10 protein-coding genes and 1 other RNA gene are annotated in these 16,863 nt (G+C 58.0%); 6 read left to right on the forward strand and 5 right to left on the reverse strand.

Annotation, left to right across the window (positions count from 1 at the left end):
- Positions 1-3: 3 nt before the first annotated feature.
- Positions 4-1,194: a benzoate/H(+) symporter BenE family transporter gene (locus U5A05_RS08505; protein ID WP_261741690.1), complete on the reverse strand. Its 1,191-nt coding sequence runs from the start codon at positions 1,192-1,194 to the stop codon at positions 4-6.
- 228 nt (positions 1,195-1,422) lie between these two features.
- On the opposite strand from U5A05_RS08505, the gene U5A05_RS08510 reads away from it, so the two are divergent.
- Entirely contained in the window at positions 1,423-2,190 is a 768-nt protein-coding gene (locus U5A05_RS08510; RefSeq protein ID WP_261741691.1) for a GntR family transcriptional regulator, read from the forward strand.
- 197 nt (positions 2,191-2,387) lie between these two features.
- Here U5A05_RS08510 and guaD read toward each other — a convergent pair whose 3' ends face one another.
- Genes guaD through xdhA form a run of 4 tightly spaced genes read right to left on the reverse strand, consistent with a single transcriptional unit; the run spans position 2,388 to position 8,446 of the window.
- A complete protein-coding gene (gene guaD, locus U5A05_RS08515; RefSeq protein ID WP_261741692.1) occupies positions 2,388-3,686 on the reverse strand; it encodes a guanine deaminase in 1,299 nt (432 codons plus the stop codon).
- A gap of 8 nt (positions 3,687-3,694) precedes the next feature.
- Entirely contained in the window at positions 3,695-4,552 is an 858-nt protein-coding gene (gene xdhC / locus U5A05_RS08520; RefSeq protein WP_261741693.1) for a xanthine dehydrogenase accessory protein XdhC, read from the reverse strand.
- Positions 4,549-6,996: a xanthine dehydrogenase molybdopterin binding subunit gene (gene xdhB, locus U5A05_RS08525; RefSeq protein ID WP_321836108.1), complete on the reverse strand. Its 2,448-nt coding sequence runs from the start codon at positions 6,994-6,996 to the stop codon at positions 4,549-4,551. The genes xdhC and xdhB overlap by 4 nt, the downstream gene beginning before the upstream one ends.
- Positions 6,989-8,446: a xanthine dehydrogenase small subunit gene (gene xdhA, locus U5A05_RS08530; protein ID WP_321836109.1), complete on the reverse strand. Its 1,458-nt coding sequence runs from the start codon at positions 8,444-8,446 to the stop codon at positions 6,989-6,991. Before xdhA ends, xdhB begins: the two co-directional genes overlap by 8 nt.
- 224 nt (positions 8,447-8,670) lie before the next feature.
- Here xdhA and U5A05_RS08535 point away from each other — a divergent pair, with 224 nt between their 5' ends.
- The 5 genes from U5A05_RS08535 (at position 8,671) to ffs (ending at position 16,764) form a co-directional block, all read left to right on the forward strand.
- Complete coding sequence (locus U5A05_RS08535; RefSeq protein ID WP_261741696.1) at positions 8,671-9,330, forward strand: GntR family transcriptional regulator; 660 nt, start codon at positions 8,671-8,673, stop codon at positions 9,328-9,330.
- Positions 9,331-9,332: 2 nt separating this feature from the next.
- Positions 9,333-12,821, forward strand: a complete 3,489-nt coding sequence (smc, locus tag U5A05_RS08540; RefSeq protein ID WP_321836110.1) for a chromosome segregation protein SMC — start codon at positions 9,333-9,335, stop codon at positions 12,819-12,821.
- A gap of 258 nt (positions 12,822-13,079) precedes the next feature.
- Entirely contained in the window at positions 13,080-13,958 is an 879-nt protein-coding gene (zipA, locus tag U5A05_RS08545; RefSeq protein WP_261741698.1) for a cell division protein ZipA, read from the forward strand.
- Positions 13,959-14,052: 94 nt separating this feature from the next.
- Positions 14,053-16,410, forward strand: coding sequence for an NAD-dependent DNA ligase LigA (gene ligA / locus U5A05_RS08550; protein WP_261741699.1), 2,358 nt, complete (start codon positions 14,053-14,055; stop codon positions 16,408-16,410).
- 257 nt (positions 16,411-16,667) lie between these two features.
- An RNA gene (gene ffs / locus U5A05_RS08555) (signal recognition particle sRNA small type) lies at positions 16,668-16,764 on the forward strand.
- Positions 16,765-16,863 lie beyond the last annotated feature (99 nt).

Here is a 16,863-nt window from a genome sequence, read left to right on the forward strand (position 1 = left end):
CGGTTAGCGTGCTTTGAAATTCAAGATCATCAAGGTCAGCACGCCCGCCACAATTCCCCAAAAGGCCGAGCCAATCGAGAACAGGGTCATGCCCGATGCGGTGACCATAAAGGTGACCAAGGCTGCTTCACGCTCCTTGGCTTCGCTCATGGCAATGCTCAAGCCGTTCATGATCGAGCCGAACAGTGCCAGTGCCGCAATCGACAGCACCAGTTCTTTGGGCAAAGCTGCAAACAACGCGGCCAAGGTGGCGCCAAAAACCCCGGCAATACCATAGAAAATCCCGCACCACATGGCTGCGGTGTAGCGTTTCTTCGGATCTTCGTGAGCATGCGGGCCGGTGCAGATGGCGGCACTGATCGCGGCAAGGTTAATCCCGTGGGAGCCGAAAGGGGCGAGCAGCAATGAGGCCACGCCGGTGGTGGTGATCAGTGGCGAAGCCGGGACGTTATAGCCATCGGCGCGCAGTACGGCGATTCCTGGCATGTTCTGCGAGGTCATGGCGACCACAAACAGAGGGATGCCGATGCTGATGGTCGCAGCCAGTGAGAATGAAGGCGTAGTCCACACCGGGACGGCCAGTTCAAGGGCGAAACCGCTGAAGTCCAATAATCCGAGCATGCCTGAAAGCAGAGTGCCAATCAGTAACGCCGCCAGTACGGCATAGCGTGGCAACAGGCGTTTGACGATCAGGTAGGTGAAAAACATCCCGAGGACCAAGCCGGTACGATGCTGCGCGGCGACAAAGATTTCGCTGCCGATCTTGAACAGGATGCCCGCCAGCAAGGCGGCAGCCAGTGACGAGGGGATGCGTTTGACCAGACGTTCAAAACTGCCGGTCACGCCGCAGATAATCACCAGTACCGCACAGGTGATATAGGCACCAATGGCCTCGCCGTAGCTGACACCGCCCAGGCTTGTAATCAGCAGCGCGGCGCCAGGTGTTGACCAGGCGATGGTAATCGGTGTGCGGTAACGTAAAGACAAGCCTATGCTGCAAACAGCCATGCCGATCGACAGCGCCCAAATCCACGAAGAAATCTGCCCGTTGGTAAGCCCTGCAGCCTGGCCCGCCTGAAACATCAGGACCAGGGAGCTGGTATAGCCGGTCATCATGGCGATAAAGCCTGCGACTACAGCTGAGGGAGAGGTGTCTGCCAGTGGGTGCAAGCGCGTCTGCGTGGCGTCGGTCATGGAATGGTCTTCCTTGGTTTTGATAAGAGTTCGAGCAAGGCGCAAGCCTAAACGTAAAGGTTACATTTCATTGCGATACAGACGGGCTCGTATATGACCGTACAGTCGTACTGGCACTCTGGCTTGTGTACAATGCGACCTGTTTTTTTGCTTTAATTCCCAGTCAGCGACGCCCGTTTACGTATTTACGTAACGCCTTATTCGCCGCCGCTTCCCACACGAGTGCCCATGAACGAACAGTTGCAGCCTCTCAAGAAACAAACCCGCGCAGGCAAGGCCGGCCGCAGTGGGACCCAGGACGATATCGTCTACGCGCATATTTTTGAGGCGATCCTCGAACAGCGTCTGGCGCCGGGCACAAAGTTGAGTGAAGAGGCTCTGGGCGAAATTTTCGGTGTGAGTCGCACCATCATTCGTCGTGCATTGTCGCGCCTGGCCCACGAAGGGGTTGTGCTGTTGCGCCCCAATCGTGGTGCCGTGGTTGCGAGTCCGAGCGTAGAAGAAGCGCGCCAGGTATTCCTGGCCCGGCGATTGGTTGAAAAAGCCATTACCGAGTTGGCGGTGGTGCATGCCACGGCTGAAGACTTGCTGCAGTTGCGCAAGATGGTGCAGGACGAGCGCGACAGCTTTTCGCGCGGTGATCGTGGTGCCGGGATCCGGCTATCAGGCGAGTTCCACCTGAAGCTGGCTGAGGCGGCAAAAAATGCGCCGTTGATCAGTTTTCAGCGCAGTCTGGTGTCGCAAACTTCGTTGATCATTGCCCAGTACGAGAGCGGCAACCGTTCGCATTGCTCCTATGACGAACACATGCAGTTGATCGATGCCATTGAAGCGCGTGATGCGACCCAGGCGGTGCACTTGATGATGCATCACATGGATCACATCGACAGCAAGCTCAACCTCGACGAAGAAAGCGCCTCAGATGATTTGCACGCAGTGTTTTCGCACTTGCTGCAAACCAAAGGCAAAAGCACTCGGCCTTCAGCCAAGCTTTAACATTTGCGTGGTCATGTGGCTGCAAGGCGAGCCAAATCCCTGTAGCAGCTGAGGAGCAGCGCGAGGCTGCGTCCGGCTGCGCAGCAGTCGTAAAACCATTCAGCCTGGGTGTTTCAGATACAACACGCTTACCGGGTTTACGACGATTGCATCGTCGAACGCAGCCTCGTTCCTTCGGCAGCTGCTACGAGATTTTCTCAGCGCTGGTGCACCAGATTGCCCGCCGCATAGGTCTGCTGAACGGTGCGGTCATCGCCCAGAGTCATCAAAACAAACAACGTTTCGGCGATGTTTTTTGACTGTTTGAGGCGATAGCTCATCAGCGGTGTGGCGTTGTAATCAAGCACCAGGAAGTCTGCGTCGCTGCCCGGCTGCAGATTACCGATTTTGTCTTCCAGGCGCAGTGCCCGCGCGCCGCCCAATGTGGCCAGATACAACGACTTGAACGGATCAAGGCGTGCGCCTTGCAACTGCATGACCTTGTAGGCTTCGTTCAGGGTGTTAAGCAGCGAGAAGCTGGTCCCCGCGCCAACGTCCGTTCCCAGACCGACATTGAGTTTGTGTTTCTCGGCCATCGGCAGGTTAAACAGGCCGCTACCCAGGAACAGGTTGGAAGTCGGGCAGAATGCTACTGCCGAGCCTGTCTCAGCCAGTCGCGCACATTCCTCGTCACACAGATGCACACCGTGGGCAAACACTGAGCGTTCGCCCAGTAACTGGTAGTGGTCGTACACATCCAGATAGCCTTTGCGCTCTGGGAACAGCGACTTGACCCACTCGATTTCCTGAAGGTTCTCGCTGATATGGGTATGCAGATACACATCCGGGTATTCGCCCAGCAACTTGCCCGCCAGAGTCAATTGCTCCGGGGTGCTGGTCGGTGCGAAGCGCGGGGTGACGGCGTAATGCAAGCGACCTTTGCCGTGCCAGCGTTCAATCAGCGCCTTGCTCTCGCTGTAGCCGGTTTCGGCGGTGTCTGTCAGATAATCGGGTGCGTTGCGGTCCATCATTACCTTGCCGGCGATCAGGCGCAGGTCCAGGCGCTGTGCGGCTTCGAACAAGGCATCAACCGATTGCGGGTGTACGCTGCCAAATACCAGGGCAGTGGTGGTGCCATTGCGTAGCAGTTCTTTCAGAAAAATATCGGCGACTTCGTCCGCATGGGCCTTGTCGGCGAACTGGTTTTCACACGGGAAGGTGTAGGTGTTGAGCCAGTCGAGCAGTTGCTCGCCGTAGGCACCAATCATCCCGGTTTGCGGAAAGTGGATGTGCGTATCGATAAACCCGGGGGTGATCAGCGCATTCTGGTACTCGGTGACTTCAATGTCGGTGGCCAGTGTTGCGAGCAGTTCGCTGGCAGGCCCCACGGCTTTGATCTGGCCGTTGTCGACGACCAGCAAGCCGTCTTCGAAATACTCATAGGAAGCCTCGATCCCGACTTCGGCGGGGTCGGCGATGCTGTGCAAAATGGCGGCGCGATAGGCTTTACAGGTCATGGCAATTCTCAATGTGTGGCATGGCTGCGTCGTGAAGACGGCAGCAATTGTTTAATGGTGTCAGATGAGGCGCTTTCGGCACCGGCGATGTGCTGGCCGAAGTGGGTGTTGTAAGTGGCGATAATTTCGCCTGCGATGGAAATCGCGATTTCGACAGGCAGTTTGCCTTTTACTTCGCTCAAGCCCATCGGGCAGCGCATGCGCTGTAAATGTGACGCACTGATACCCCGCTCACGCAGACGATGTTCGAACTTCACGCGTTTGGTTTTTGAGCCAATCAAGCCGAAGTAAGTAAAGTCGTTGCGTTTGAGCAGGGCAGCGCTGAGTTCCAGGTCCAGGGCGTGATTATGCGTCATGACGATGCAGTAGCAACCCACGGGCAGTGCATCTACCTCGTCGACGGGCTCGTCGGTGACGATTTTTTGCACGCCTTGTGGCATGAGCGCGGGAAACTCCTGTTCCCGTGAGTCGATCCAGCGCACGCGACACGGCAGGCTGGCGAGCAGCGGCACCAGTGCCCGGGCCACATGCCCGGCGCCAAATACGGCGATTTGCGCCTGCACCTGGCCCATGGGTTCAAACAGCAACACGGCCACGCCGCCGCAGCACTGGCCCAGGCTGGCGCCGAGGCTGAAGCGTTGCAGATGAGTGTCGTGTTTGCCGCTGCTGAGCATCTGTCGGGCAATCTCCATCGCTTTGTATTCCAGGTGACCGCCGCCGATAGTGTCGAATATTTGGTCGGCGCAGATCACCATCTTTGAGCCAGCATTGCGTGGAGTTGAACCTTGCTCTTCGATGATGGTGACCAGCACGCAAGGTTGTCCTTGTTGCTGCAACTCGGCCAGGGCGCTGATCCAGTTATTCATGGCTGTGCCCCAGGTTTTTTTGTAACCGCGGCAAGGCCTTCAAATAACGGGTTGCTGCGCAATTCATCGCAGTCTGTGGCAACGGCTACAGAGAGTTTGCGCATTTGCTCACAGCCCCACAGCACTCGTTCCGGAGTGGCCGGTGCGTCGATGGCAGGTTGCACGCGGTAGTCGGCCAAACTCGCCACAGCGTCCTTGATCGCGCACCAGGCGGCAATGCCGAGCATAAACGGTGGCTCGCCGACTGCCTTGGAGTGGAACACGGTGTCTTCGGGGTTTTTGCGGTTTTCCACCAAGGTCACGCGCAGATCCAGTGGCATGTCAGCCACCGCCGGAATTTTGTAGCTGGCCGGGCCGTTGGTCATCAGCTTGCCTTTGGCATTCCACACCAGTTCTTCCATGGTCAGCCACCCGGCACCTTGGATATAACCGCCCTCGACCTGTCCGATATCAATGGCCGGGTTCAATGAGGCGCCGACGTCATGGAGGATGTCTGTGCGCAGCATCTTGTATTCACCGGTCAAGGTGTCGACGATGACCTCGGCGCAAGCAGCGCCAAAGGCAAAGTAGTAGAACGGCCGTCCGCGTGCCTGAGTGCGGTCATAAAAGATTTTCGGGGTTTTGTAGTAACCGGTACTCGACAGTGAAACCTGGCCGAAATACGCCTGCTGGATCAGGCTTTCAAAACTGATGATCTGTTCGCCCACCCGCACTTGGCCGTTATGGAAAACCACGCTCTGTGGTTCGACCTGATACTTGTCGGCAGCGAACTCCACAAGTCGTTGCTTGATGGTTTCAGCCGCGTTTTGTGCCGCCTTGCCATTCAGATCCGCTCCGCTGGAGGCCGCGGTAGGTGAGGTGTTGGGCACCTTGTCGGTGTTGGTGGCAGTGATCTGTACCCGGCTGATTTCAACCTGAAACACTTCGGCCACCACTTGCGCGACCTTGATGTTCAAGCCCTGGCCCATCTCGGTGCCGCCGTGGTTAAGGTGGATGCTGCCATCGGTGTAGATGTGAATCAGTGCTCCGGCCTGATTGAGGAAGCTGGCGGTAAAGGAAATACCGAATTTGACCGGGGTCAGCGCCAGGCCTTTCTTCAGGATCGGGCTCGTGGCGTTGAACACCTTGATCGCTTCGCGGCGCTCGGCGTACTGGCTGCTGAGTTCCAGGTCGGCAGTCATTTCTTCCAGCAGGTTGTGCTCCACGGTCTGGTAATAGTGGGTCACGTTGCGTTCGGTTTTGCCGTAGTAGTTGGCCTTGCGCACAGCCAGCGGGTCGAGGCCCAAGTGGCGGGCGATATGGTCCATGACTTCTTCGATGGCGACCATGCCTTGCGGGCCGCCGAAACCGCGATAGGCGGTATTCGACGCGGTGTTGGTTTTGCAGCGATAGCCATTGATCGTTGCATCGCTCAGGTAATAGGCGTTGTCGGCATGGAACATGGCTCGGTCGACGATGGAGTTGGACAAGTCCGGCGAGCAGCCGCAGTTGCCCGCCAGGTCCAACTGGATGCCCTGCAGTCGGCCACTGGCATCGAAGCCGACGTCGTACTCGATGTAAAACGGGTGGCGCTTGCCGGTCATCAACATGTCTTCGACCCGTGGCAGGCGCATCTTGGTCGGTTGCCCGGTCAGGCGCGCCACCACTGCACACATGCACGCGGGGCTTGCGGCCTGGGTCTCCTTGCCGCCAAAGCCACCCCCCATGCGACGCATATCGACGACGATTTTGTTCATCGACACATCGAGCACTTCAGCCACCAGTTTCTGCACTTCGGTGGGGTTCTGCGTGGAGCAGTAAACGATCATCCCGCCATCTTCGGTGGGCATTACCGATGAAATCTGGGTTTCCAGATAGAAGTGCTCTTGGCCGCCGATATGCAGGCTGCCTTGCAGGCGATGCTCGGCGCCGGCCAGCGCGCCGGTCGAGTCGCCGCGTTGATGGGTATGGGTGTCGAGCACAAAGTGTTTTTGGCGCAGTGCCTGAACCACGTCCAGCACCGGCTCCAGATCTTCGTATTCGATAATAGCGGCCATCGCCGCCTTGCGCGCGGTGTCCAGGTCACGGGCGGCAACGGCCAGCACCGGTTGGCCGACAAACTCGACCTTGTCGATGGCCAGCAGCGGGTCGCCGGGCAGCAATGGGCCGATATCCTTGAGGCCAGGAATGTCTTCGTGGGTGATGACCAGACGCACGCCCTCAAAGGCGTAGCAGGGCGCGGTGTCGACCCGGATGATTTTGGCATGGGCGCGGTCGGACAGGCGTGCATAAAGATGCAGCTGGTTGGGGAATTCCAGTCGGTCATCGATGTACTGCGCTTCGCCCGAGACGTGCTTTTCGGCACTGTCATGCTTGACGCTGCGACCCACTCCGGTCTTCAGGTCTTGCTGGAAGAGGGCGGTCAGCTCGGCCTGGGTCGGCTCAATCTTGTGATGGTTAGACATAAGCAGTTACCCGCGTCTCAAGGTGTGGCGTTTGCAGTTCAATGAAATATTTGCGCAGCAGGTTTTGCGCACTCAGCAGGCGGTATTCCTTGCTGGCACGAAAATCCGAGAGCGGTGTGAAGTCTGCCGCCAATGCCGCACAGGCACGCTCAATGCTGGCGCTGTTCCAATCGGCGCCGAGCAGGGCGGTTTCGCACGCCTTGGCGCGTTTGGAGGTAGCTGCCATGCCGCCGAATGCCACGCGTGCCTCGGTCACTACGGCGTTGTCGATGCGCAGATTGAACGCCGCGCATACGGCGCTGATGTCGTCATCCAGGCGCTTGGAGATTTTATAGGCGCGAAATAAATGCCTGGCGTCCGCGCGGGGGATGAGGATCTTTTCGATAAATTCGCCTTCCTGGCGAGCCGTCACCCGGTAATCGATGAAGTAGTCCTCAATCGCCAACGTACGGCGGGTTTCGCCCTTACGCAGGACCAGCTGTGCGCCGAGGGCAATCAGCAGCGGCGGCGAGTCACCGATTGGCGATGCATTGCCAATATTGCCGCCCAGGGTTCCCTGATTGCGGATTTGCAGCGAGGCGAAGCGTTGCAGCAATTCGCCGAAGTCCGGGTACTCAGCCTTGAGTGTGCCGTAGGCGTCTGTCAGCGAAACCGCTGCGCCTATTTCAAGTCGATCATCGAAGTGTTCTATACGCTTCATTTCGGCCACGTTGCCGACGTAGATCATGACCGGCAATGGGCGGTGAAACTGGGTGACTTCCAGCGCCAGGTCGGTGCCGCCAGCCAGCAGGCGGGCCTGGGGATGGGACTCATATATTTCGGCCAGATCGCTGATGGTCAAGGGCAGCAAGCAACGCTTGTCGCCGCTGTTGAGTTCACCGGTCTGCGTTGGAGCGATAGCTTTGAGCAGGGCGATGGTCTCACCCTGGAGCGCATCAAACTGATCTTGCCGGGGGGCGCCGCAAGCTTGTTCGGCGGCGGCCAGAATCGGTCGGTAACCGGTGCAACGACACAGGTTGCCCGCCAGCGCTTCATGGGCCTGATGGCCGTTATGCGACCCTGTGCTGTTTTTTTGCAAGGCAAACAGCGACATCACAAAACCCGGGGTGCAGAAGCCGCACTGTGAGCCGTGGCAATCGACCATTGCGCGCTGCACGCTGTGCAATTGGCCCTGGTGCTTCAAGTCTTCGATACTGATCAGCTGTTTGCCGTGCAGCGCAGAAACAAAGGTCAGGCACGAGTTGATGCTGCGATAGCGCAGGCGTTCAACGCCTTGATCGTCCGTGTGCAGTTCACCGACCACCACCGTGCAGGCGCCGCAGTCGCCACTGGCGCAACCTTCTTTGGTGCCGGGTTTGTGCAGGTGTTCGCGCAAATAATTGAGCACAGTCAAATTCGGGTCCAGCGTGTGCTCGCTGCGTAGCGTCTGATTGAGTAGAAACTGGATCACGGAAGGCCTCGCATAATCATTATTGTTGTAACGCGGGATGTACTGAATTTAGCTAAAGCTGACCTTGGGGTCAAGAAATAGAGATCAGCCATCCCTGTGATTGATCTTCGAGGGATTTATTTGCTTATTTCGTGCCATATTCAGCTCTCTGGGCTCTGCGCGAGCGCACATCAAGTGCGTTACACTGCGCCGCTTGTACTGATCAAAGATTTTGAAGGTAAAACATGACGTTCAAGGCGCCGGACAGCCTCGCCGAGCAAATCGCTCACCACCTCGCCGAACGCATCATTCGCGGCGAGCTAAAGCCTGGGGAACGCATTCAAGAACAGAAAGTGACGCTGGCGCTAAATGTCAGTCGCGGCTCTGTGCGCGAAGCGTTGTTGATCCTTGAGCGCCGACATCTGATCGCCATCCTGCCGCGCCGTGGCGCCCATGTGACCGAGCTCACGCCGCACAAGGTGCAGAGCCTGTGCACGCTGATGAGCGAGATGTACATCCTGCTTGGCAATGCGGTTGCGCAGCGTTGGGCTGTGCCGGCCGATCTGGGGCCGTTCCTGCAAATCCAGCAGCGCCTGATCGCAAGCTTCGAGCGACAGGACATCAGCACCTTCGTTGAAGACAGCTTCAATGTGATGCGTGCGGCGTACCCGTTTGCCGACAATCCGTATTTGCAGGAAACCGTCGAGAACCTGCATCCGTCCATGAGCCGTGCCTATTACCTGGCACTGGATCAGCGCAAGACTGAGATGAGCGAATTTCTGGCCCTGTTTGCGCAGTTGCTCGAAGCCGTGCTGGCGCGAGACCTGGCGCAAATTCGTGTAGTGCTGAGCAGTTATGCCCAGCGCAGTTGTGCTCTGGTGCTATCTGCCTTGACGGTTGCCTGAGCGTGCGCCTGACGTGCATCAAGCTGGCTGGCTTCAAGTCTTTCGTCGATCCGACCACGGTTAACTTTCCGAGCAATATGGCGGCGGTTGTAGGCCCTAACGGCTGCGGAAAGTCCAATATCATCGACGCCGTGCGCTGGGTAATGGGCGAAAGTTCGGCGAAAAACCTGCGCGGCGAATCGATGACAGACGTCATCTTTAATGGCTCCACCACGCGCAAGCCAGTGAGCCAGGCCAGCATCGAGCTGGTTTTCGACAACTCTGACGGCACGCTGCTGGGTGAGTACGCGGCTTACGCCGAGATCTCCATCCGCCGTAAAGTCACCCGTGACAGCCAGACCACCTATTACCTCAACGGCACCAAGTGCCGTCGGCGTGACATTACCGATATCTTCCTCGGCACTGGCCTTGGACCACGCAGCTACTCGATTATCGAGCAGGGCATGATCTCCAAGCTGATTGAATCCAAGCCTGAAGACCTGCGTAACTTTATCGAGGAAGCGGCGGGCATCTCCAAGTACAAGGAGCGGCGCCGCGAGACCGAAAACCGAATTCGCCGGACTCACGAAAACCTCGCCCGCCTGACGGACTTGCGAGACGAGTTGGGGCGCCAGCTTGAACGCTTGCACCGCCAGGCTCAGGCCGCTGAAAAGTATCAGGAATACAAGGCTGAGGAGCGTCAGCTCAAGGCCCAGCTGTCGGCCTTGCGCTGGCAGGCGCTGAACGAACAGGTGGGCCAGCGCGAAGCGGTCATTGGCAACCAGGAAGTCAGCTTCGAAGCCCTGGTGGCCGAGCAGCGAAACGCCGATGCCAGCATCGAACGCTTGCGTGACGGGCACCATGATCTGTCAGAACGCTTCAATTTGGTGCAAGGTCGTTTCTACTCCGTAGGCGGTGATATTGCCCGCGTCGAGCAGAGCATTCAGCACGGCCAGCAGCGTTTGCGGCAGTTGCAGGATGACCTGCGCGAGGCCGAGCGCTCGCGTCTCGAAACCGAGTCGCACCTGGGTCATGACCGCACCATGCTTGCGACCTTGGGCGAAGAGCTGCAAATGCTTGAGCCAGAGCAGGAGCTGGCCAGCGCCTCGGCCGAGGAGGCGGGCGCCGCGCTTGAGACTTCCGAGCACACCATGCACGGCTGGCAAGAGCAGTGGGACAGTTTCAACCAGCGCTCGGCCGAGCCGCAGCGCCAATCCGAAGTCTTGCAGGCCCGTATCCAACAGCTGGAAACCAGCATGGAACGCGTGGCCGAGCGTCAGCGGCGTTTGGCTGAAGAGCGCGCCTTGTTGGCGGCGGACCCTGAAGACGCGGCCATTCTCGAGCTGAGTGAGCAGTTGGCCACCAGCGAGTTGACCCAGGAAGAACTGCAGGCCAGCGAAGAACTACTGGTCGAGCGCCTGGAGCAGGTGCGTCATGACTTGCAACAGGCGACGCAGAACCAGCAGCAGGCTCAGGGTGAACTGCAGCGACTTAACGGTCGTCTGGCCTCGCTTGAGGCCTTGCAACAGGCTGCGCTCGATCCTGGCACCGGTGCAGGCGAATGGTTACGCGAACAGCAACTTGCCGAGCAGCCGCGGCTGGCCGAAGGCCTGCGCGTTGAAGCAGGCTGGGAGTTGGCCGTCGAGACCGTGCTGGGCGCCGATTTACAGGCGGTATTGGTCGACGATTTTTCACAGCTGGACCTGGCCGGTTTTGCCCAGGGCGATTTGCGCCTGTTCAGTGGCGCAGCCCAGGGATCCCGTTTGGCGGGCAGCCTGCTCGACAAGGTCGAGGCCGACTTTGACCTGGCGCCCTGGCTGGGTCAGGTCAAGCCGGTAGAGACTCTGGAGCAGGCGCTGGCCTTGCGCGGGCAACTGGTGGATGGCCAAAGCCTGATCAGCCGTGATGGCTATTGGGTCGGGCGCAACTTCTTGCGTGTTCGCCGCGCCAGTGAAGCTGAAAGTGGCGTTCTGGCCCGTGGTCAGGAAATCCAGCGCCTTGGGCTTGAGCGCGAAGAGCGTGAGGCCACCCTTGCGACGCTGGAAGAACAACTGCAACGTCTGCGCGAGCAACAGCTTACCCAAGAAGACTCGCGTGAGCAGGTTCGACGTCGCTTGCAAGACGAAGCCCGTCAGCAGGGCGAGATCAAGGCCAAACTATCTGCCAGCAAGGCCAAGGTCGAGCAATTGACCCTGCGCCGTCGGCGCCTGGATGAAGAGCTGGCCGAGTTGGGCGAACAGCGTGCGCTTGAGCATGAGCAAGTGGGCGAAGCACGCCTGCTCTTGCAAGATGCGCTGGACACCATGGCCACCGACACCGAGCAGCGTGAGTTGCTATTGGCTCGGCGCGACAATTTGCGTGAGCAACTGGACCGGGTCCGCCAGGATGCTCGCCAGCACAAGGATCACGCACACCAGTTGGCGGTTCGTCTGGGCTCGCTTAAAGCGCAGCACGACTCGACTCGTCAGGCGCTTGAGCGTCTTGAAATGCAGGCCGAGCGGCTGGCTGAAAAACGCGAGCAATTGAATCTCAATCTGGAGGAGGGTGAAGCCCCTCTTGAAGAGCTGCGCCTGAAGCTCGAAGAGCTGCTCGACAAGCGCCTGAGCGTGGACGAGGAGCTCAAGATTGCCCAGACCGCACTTGAAGATGCAGATCGCGAATTGCGTGAGGCTGAAAAGCGGCGTAATCAGGCTGAGCAACAATCGCAGCTGATTCGCGGTCAACTGGAACAGCAGCGCATGGAGTGGCAAGCGCTGACCGTGCGTCGTACGGCATTACAGGATCAATTGCTGGCAGACGGCTATGACTTGCACGGGGTGCTTGCCACCTTGAGCACCGAGGTCAATGAGCAGCAGGCCGAAGAGGAACTGGAGCGTATTGCGGCGCGGATTCAACGTCTGGGCGCGATCAACCTCGCGGCTATCGATGAGTATCAGCAGCAATCTGAGCGCAAGCGTTATCTGGATGCTCAGGATGCTGATCTGGTCGAAGCGCTCGATACCCTGGAAAACGTTATTCGCAAGATCGACAAAGAGACCCGCAGCCGCTTTAAAGACACCTTTGATCAGATAAATGGTGGATTACAGGCACTTTTCCCAAAAGTTTTCGGTGGAGGCAGCGCTTACCTGGAACTGACGGGCGAAGATTTACTCGATACAGGAGTAACAATTATGGCGCGGCCGCCGGGCAAGAAGAACAGCACCATTCATTTGCTGTCCGGTGGCGAGAAAGCATTGACGGCTCTGGCATTGGTTTTTGCCATTTTCAAACTCAATCCTGCGCCGTTTTGCATGCTCGATGAAGTCGATGCGCCGCTGGATGATGCCAACGTAGGCCGCTATGCGCGCCTGGTTAAAGAGATGTCGCAAACTGTGCAGTTTATCTATATCACCCACAACAAAATCGCCATGGAGATGGCGGATCAGTTGATGGGCGTGACGATGCATGAGCCCGGTTGTTCACGTCTGGTGGCGGTTGATGTTGAGGAGGCAATGGCAATGGTCGATGCTTGAGCTATAAGCATGTAGGGCTAGTTTTTTCTTCTTGTAAGAAAAATATCTAGGATTTGACCGATATCACACGTAGGTCGAAGGCTACATGGGCATAACTCAATGCGACAGACGGTGTAAAGTTATCTTTGGTCGTGTTAATTTAACGTCTAATTTTTTTGTACGTGGGTAAAACGCCATTCAGAACATAGAGTTGGCGCCACGTTTTAAAGGGCTTTAGGCTCTTCTTCATAGAATCATTTTTTAGGGGCACGGGATTACATGGAAATCGGTCTGCGCGAGTGGCTGATCGTCATCGGCATAGTGGTCATCGCCGGTATTCTTTTTGATGGCTGGCGCCGCATGCGCGGTGGTAAAGGCAAGCTCAAGTTTCGTCTTGATCGCAGCTTTTCCAACGCCCCTGACGACGAGAGCAGCCCTGAGTTGCTGGGCCCTTCACGGGTACTGGATACGCCAACCCATAAAGAGCCCCAGCTTGATGAGCAGGACCTGCCATCCGTGAGCATGCCGGCACGCGACAAGGGCTCCAAGCGCGGCAAACGTGGTGGTGAGCCAAGTCAGGGCGACCTGAATCTCAATCTTGATCTGGATGACGGCCCGAGCATCAGCGCCCGTGATGATGATTTTGTAGCGCAAGCCAAGCCGCGTGGGCGTTCAGCTGCGAGCGTGGCTGCGGTTGAGGTGAAAGAACAGCAACCACAGCCGGCCGCTGAAGAAGTCCTGGTGATCAGCGTAATTTGTCGTGACCCGGCCGGGTTCAAAGGCCCGGCACTGTTGCAGAACATCCTGGAAAGCGGTTTGCGTTTTGGCGAGATGGATATTTTCCATCGCCACGAAAGCATGGCCGGCAATGGCGAAGTCCTGTTTTCCATGGCCAACGCGGTCAAGCCGGGTGTGTTTGATCTGGACGATATTGACCTGTTCAGCACCCCTGCCGTCAGCTTCTTCCTTGGTTTGCCGGGCCCGCGTTATCCCAAGCAGGCTTTCGATGTGATGGTTGCCGCTGCACGCAAGCTGTCCCAGGAACTCAATGGCGAGCTCAAGGATGATCAGCGCAGTGTTTTGACGGCCCAGACCATCGAACACTACCGTCAGCGCATCGTTGAGTTCGAGCGTCGTGCCCTGACCCAAAAACGTTAAAAATGCCGGGAGCAGGCTTGCTCCCGCGCAGTGCAAAACGATTTAACACATTGAGCAGCCACGGCTGCTCTTTTGCTTTGTGAGAGAACACCCCATGACCGCCGCCAATACCCGCATTCTAGAGCTGCGCGCTGAACTGGATCAGCATAACTATCGCTACCACGTACTCGACGAGCCGAGTATTCCGGACGCCGAGTACGACCGCCTGTTTCACGAGTTGAAAGCGCTCGAAGCCGAACATCCAGAGCTGGTTACTGCTGATTCGCCGACCCAGCGCGTTGGTAGCGCGGCGTTGTCAGCCTTCACCCAGGTGCGTCACGAAGTACCCATGCTGAGCCTGGGTAATGCTTTCGACGAAACCGATATGCGCGAGTTTGATCGCCGTGTCAGTGAGGGTCTGGATTTGCCCGCAGGTGATCTGTTCGGTGGCGGCGCCGAAGTTGAATACAGCTGCGAGCCCAAGCTTGATGGGCTGGCGGTGAGTTTGCTGTATCAGGACGGTAATTTGGTGCGTGGCGCTACCCGAGGTGATGGCACCACGGGCGAAGACATCAGCGTCAACGTGCGCACCGTGCGCAATATCCCGCTCAAGCTGCATGGCAGCGGCTGGCCCGCCGTGCTGGAAGTGCGTGGCGAGGTGTTTATGTCCAAGGCCGGTTTTGAGCGTCTCAATGAGACTCAGCTTGCCGCCGGTGGCAAGACCTTTGCAAATCCGCGAAACGCGGCTGCGGGCAGCTTACGCCAGCTGGATTCGAAGATTACCGCCAGCCGCCCGCTGGAGTTTTGCTGCTACGGCCTGGGGCAGGTATCCGAGGAATTCTCGGATACCCATATCGGCAATCTCAAGCAGCTGCAGCAATGGGGCATGCCGATCAGTCACGAGCTGAAACTGGCCAAGGGGATTGCCGAATGCCTGGACTACTACCGTGATATTGGCGAGCGCCGAGCCTCGCTGCCGTATGAAATCGACGGCGTAGTGTTCAAGGTCAATAACCTGGCTTCGCAGCGCGAGTTGGGCTTTCGGGCTCGCGAGCCGCGCTGGGCCATCGCTCACAAGTTTCCGGCGATGGAAGAGCTGACCGAGCTGCTGGATGTCGAGTTTCAGGTCGGACGTACCGGTGCAGTAACCCCTGTGGCGCGCCTTAAGCCGGTCAAGGTAGCTGGTGTGACCGTGTCCAACGCGACCTTGCACAACATGGACGAAGTGGCGCGTCTGGGCCTGATGATTGGCGATACGGTGATTATTCGTCGTGCTGGCGATGTAATTCCGCAAGTGGTGCAAGTAGTGCTGGAGCGTCGTCCTGCAGATGCGCGCCCGGTGCAGATCCCGCAAAACTGTCCGGTGTGCGGCTCCCATGTCGAGCGCACACAACTGATCAAGCGCAGCAAGGGCCGCGAAACCATCACCGAAGGCGCGGTGTATCGCTGTGTCGGGCGTTTGGCCTGCGGAGCCCAGCTTAAACAGGCGATTATTCATTTTGTGTCGCGCCGAGCGATGGACATTGAAGGCCTGGGCGAGAAAAGCGTCGAACAGTTGGTGGATGAGGGCCTGGTGAGTTCACCAGCCGATCTTTATACCCTGGCGTTTGAGCAGATCGTCGACCTCGAAGGCTTTGCCGAACTGTCGAGCAAGAACCTGCTGCAGGCCATTGCCGACAGCAAGCGTCCGACCTTGGCCCGTTTTATCTATGCATTGGGGATTCCTGATGTAGGCGAAGAGACTGCCAAGGTGCTGGCGCGTTCCCTGGCCTCGCTGGAGCGCGTGCAGCGTGCCTTGCCGCAAGTGCTCACCTACTTGCCTGACGTCGGGCTGGAAGTGGCGCACGAGATTCACAGCTTCTTTAGTGATGCGCACAACCAGCAGGTGATTGCACAACTGCTGGAGCGTGGCCTGGAATTGCAGGATCAGGGCGAGCTGGGTGCCGAGTTTGCGGCCAGCACCACGTTGGGCGGGCTGATCGACAAGTTGCACATCCCGTCGGTAGGGCCGGGCGGGGCGCAGAAGCTGGCCGAGAAATTTGGCTCGCTTGCAGGCGTGATCGATGCAGACTGGCTCGATATGCGCCAGGCCTTGCCCGAGAAGCAGGCCAAGGCGGTGCGCGAATTTTTCGACAGTTCTGAAAATGCCCGTATAGCGCTGGAAATCGAAGCCCAGCTACGCGACTTCGGCATGCACTGGCAGAGCGAGAAAAAGGCTGTCGAAGGCTTGCCACTGGCTGGTCAGACCTGGGTGCTGACCGGGTCGCTGGAGTTGATGAGCCGCGACGTCGCCAAGGACAAGCTGGAGAGCCTGGGAGCCAAGGTCTCGGGCTCGGTTTCCGGCAAGACCCATTGCGTGGTGGCGGGGCCGGGAGCGGGTTCCAAGTTGGTCAAGGCCAATGAGCTGGGGCTCAAGGTGCTGGATGAAGAAGCCTTTGTGGTGTTTTTGAAAGAGCAGGGCATTTTGATCTAGTTCCCTGTAGATACTCTGTTCCAGGTCAGCCCCTGGTGGGAGCGAGCCTACTCGCGAATAATCTTCGCGAGCAGGCTCGCTCCCACGGCTGAAGTATCTCTGCAGCCCGCGGTAGCGGCTAGCGGGCGTTATTGTTCTTCTCAATCCAAGTGCTTGAGCCCATTCATTTTTTTATTCTTGCAACAGCGGTTGTAAGTTTTTCTCAGACAGGTACAATGGCGCCGTTCGCTGCTAGGCGGATGTTGTTATGGTGACCCTATCGGTCCCTCCGCAACGATTACCCGTTAACCTGGTCAGATCCGGAAGGAAGCAGCCACAGCGGGAACATTGTGTGCCGGGGTGTGGCTGGTGGGGTTGCCTCCATTTTTAAAACCCGCAGTTCTGTCGGGTTTGGTCAAAATCAAAATCCAGTGTTCAAATCGTTTTTCGGCGTTCAACTGAACTGTCGGCGTA

Source organism: Pseudomonas kulmbachensis (genome assembly GCF_963681935.1).
Classification (GTDB): Bacteria; Pseudomonadota; Gammaproteobacteria; order Pseudomonadales; family Pseudomonadaceae; genus Aquipseudomonas; species Aquipseudomonas kulmbachensis.

Coding starts and splice junctions, on each gene's coding strand:
- U5A05_RS08505 (WP_261741690.1), bottom strand. CDS start 1,194: ATGACCGACGCCACGCAGACGCGCTTGCACCCACTGGCAGACACCTCT.
- U5A05_RS08510 (WP_261741691.1), top strand. CDS start 1,423: ATGAACGAACAGTTGCAGCCTCTCAAGAAACAAACCCGCGCAGGCAAG.
- guaD (WP_261741692.1), bottom strand. CDS start 3,686: ATGACCTGTAAAGCCTATCGCGCCGCCATTTTGCACAGCATCGCCGAC.
- xdhC (WP_261741693.1), bottom strand. CDS start 4,552: ATGAATAACTGGATCAGCGCCCTGGCCGAGTTGCAGCAACAAGGACAA.
- xdhB (WP_321836108.1), bottom strand. CDS start 6,996: ATGTCTAACCATCACAAGATTGAGCCGACCCAGGCCGAGCTGACCGCC.
- U5A05_RS08535 (WP_261741696.1), top strand. CDS start 8,671: ATGACGTTCAAGGCGCCGGACAGCCTCGCCGAGCAAATCGCTCACCAC.
- zipA (WP_261741698.1), top strand. CDS start 13,080: ATGGAAATCGGTCTGCGCGAGTGGCTGATCGTCATCGGCATAGTGGTC.
- ligA (WP_261741699.1), top strand. CDS start 14,053: ATGACCGCCGCCAATACCCGCATTCTAGAGCTGCGCGCTGAACTGGAT.